Origin of the sequence: Pseudoalteromonas sp. SG43-3 (genome assembly GCF_014164385.1) — a bacterium.
GTDB classification, from domain to species: Bacteria; Pseudomonadota; Gammaproteobacteria; order Enterobacterales; family Alteromonadaceae; genus Pseudoalteromonas; species Pseudoalteromonas distincta.
In genome coordinates this window covers 49,819-52,479 of sequence record NZ_JACJFC010000027.1, presented here as the reverse complement: position 1 = coordinate 52,479, position 2,661 = coordinate 49,819, and the positions used below count along the sequence as shown (strand labels likewise).

At 41.5% G+C, this 2,661-nt stretch carries 1 protein-coding gene; it reads right to left on the bottom strand.

All coding sequences use genetic code 11. From position 1 onward, the window contains the following. Positions 1 to 2,661, bottom strand: a 2,661-nt coding sequence (locus tag H5157_RS18640; protein ID WP_259399373.1) for an Ig-like domain-containing protein, incomplete at both ends; no start/stop codon positions are given.

The following is a 2,661-nucleotide window of genomic DNA, read 5'->3' as shown; positions in this document are numbered from 1 at the left end:
TACGTCATCAACTTTACCGCTTACACTTACCGCGTCGTCTTCTGCTGCGTTTATTACTGAGTCTTCAAGCACTAGCGTTGTACTGGCTTGGGTGTCTTTTGTAAAGTTGAGGGTGCTTGTTGCTGAATTACCCGCTATATCTTGCGTGCTTACATCTACTGTGTAATCGCCATCTGATAAAACCCGTAAAATAGAGCTATTAAGCTCCCAGTTACCCTGCGCATCTAAGGTGGTTGTAGCGGTAAACAACTCATCACCGTTATTGTCTTTTAGTACAATATCAACTTCTTGTCCTGACTCTACATCACTAATTGTGCCACCAATTTTTGCTGTTGCTTGCTCTTGTTCATTAATAAATGCGTCATCACCTACATTTACGTTAATTGTGGCTTGGGTATCTTTAACTAATGTTGTGCTATTTACTGCTTCGTTACCTGCGTTATCAAACACGCTTACACTTGCTGTAATGTCGCCATCGGCTAATTCGCTAATATTTGCAGCGGTAACAGACCAATTACCATCACTGTCTAAAACAATGTTTTTAATTGTTTCTGTTTTACCGTTTTGATCGGTAAAGGTAACCGTTATATTGTTGGTTGACTCTACGTCATCTACTTTTCCGCTGAGTGCTACGGCTTCATCTTCGGCTGCATTAATAAGCGTATCTGCAAGCTCTATGGTGGTAGTTGCTTGGGTGTCTTTTATAAATTCTGCACTATTAACCGCTTCGTTACCTGCGTTATCAAATACGCTGACACTTGCGATTACTTCACCATCGGCTAGTTCGCTAATATTTGCAGCGGTAACAGACCAATTACCATCACTGTCTAAAACAATGTTTTCAATTGTCTCTGTTTTACCGTTTTGATCGGTAAAGGTAACCGTTACATTGTTGGTTGACTCTATGTCATCTACTTTTCCGCTAAGTGCTACGGCTTCGTCTTCTGCTGCATTAATTACGTTATCGGCAAGTTCTAACGATGTAGTTGCTTGTGTATCTTTATTAAATGTAGTGTTGTTTACAGCTTCGTTGCCTGCGTTATCAAATACGCTTACGCTTACTGCAATTTCGCCATCGGTAAGTATACTTATGTCACTTGGGTTTATTTGCCAGTTGCCATCGCTATCTACATCAACTTTTGCAGTAACTGAGTTGGTGCCGTCACTAAATGTAACAGTTACTTCTCGTGTAGCTTCAACATCGGTAACTGTACCGCTTATAATTACATTGCTTTGCTCGACTGCATTCACTACATCATCGTTTTCAGCGACTTCTATTGTGGTACTGGCTAGCTTATCGTGCTCGGCAGTGTCGTTACTTGTAGCGGTATTACCTGCTACATCGGTTACAGTAGCTGTTGCGGTTAATGTACCATCATTTAAAGCTGATATATCAGCATCTGTAATTGTATAAGCGCCGTTAATTACTTCAGCAGTAAATGTTTCAGTATTTGTGCCATCACCCACAACTACTGAGACTGTTTGACCGTTTTCAATGTTAGTTACATCACCTGTAATGCTAACAACTGTATTTTCTGAGTTGCCATTAATTACATTATCGCCTGTATCGTTTATATCTACAGTTACACTGGCTAGCTGATCTAATAAAACAGTGTCGTTTGCTGTGGCTGTATTACCCGCTAAGTCTAAAACAATGGCAGTGGCTGTAATTGTGCCGTTATTTAAGCCCGATATATCTACATTTTCAAAACTGTATTGACCGTTAGTAACAGTGCCTATTAATTCAATGTCTGGGTTTTCACCGTCAGATACGGTTACTGTAATTGATTGACCATTTTCTATATTTTCAACTGCGCCGGTTATGGTTATTTGCGAGTTTTCGTTACTGCCGTTAATAACACCGTCGTCTGTTTGTGCAATATTTAAAGTTACGCTGCTTAGCGTGTCTTTTGTAAAAGTAAGCTCTGAATTTGCAGGGTTCCCAGCTGAATCTGTGACTGCTACAACTGCGTTAATTTGACCTTCGGCTAAGTCAGCAATTTGATCAGTAGTAACTTCCCATGTGCCATTATCGCTAACGATAGCAGTTATTACTTTAGACACACTATTGCTGTCGGTAAGCGTTAATGTAACTTCTCGCCCTTGCTCTACATCTACAGTATTACCCGTTAACACAGCACTCGCTTGCTCTAAGCTATTAATTACTTGATCGTCATCAGGCAGTGCAATATCAATTTCTGCTAGCTTGTCTAATTCAACTGAATCTTGCGCTGTTACAGGGTTGCCTGCTTTATCAGATACGCTAGTTGTAGCGGTTAATGTGCCATCGTTAAGATTGCTTGCATCAATCGGATCGGTCACGTATTCGCCGTTGGTCACTGTTGCAGTTGTAGTTACAGCTGGGTTAACGCCATCGCTAATGCTTACCGTAACCGTTTGGCCATCTTCAACGTCGGTAACCGTACCGCGTACAATAATTGCCGCGCTTTCGCCGTTACCGTTAATTACTGAATCGGCTGATTTATCAATACTGGTGGTGATGGCAGCCGTGTTATCAAGCTCGACTGAATCTTGTGCTGTTACCGGGTTGCCTGCTTTATCAGATGCAGTCGCAGTAGCGGTTAATGTGCCATCATTAAGGTTGCTTGCATCAATCGGATCGGTCACGTATTCACCGTTTTGAACGGTTGCTTGTACTTC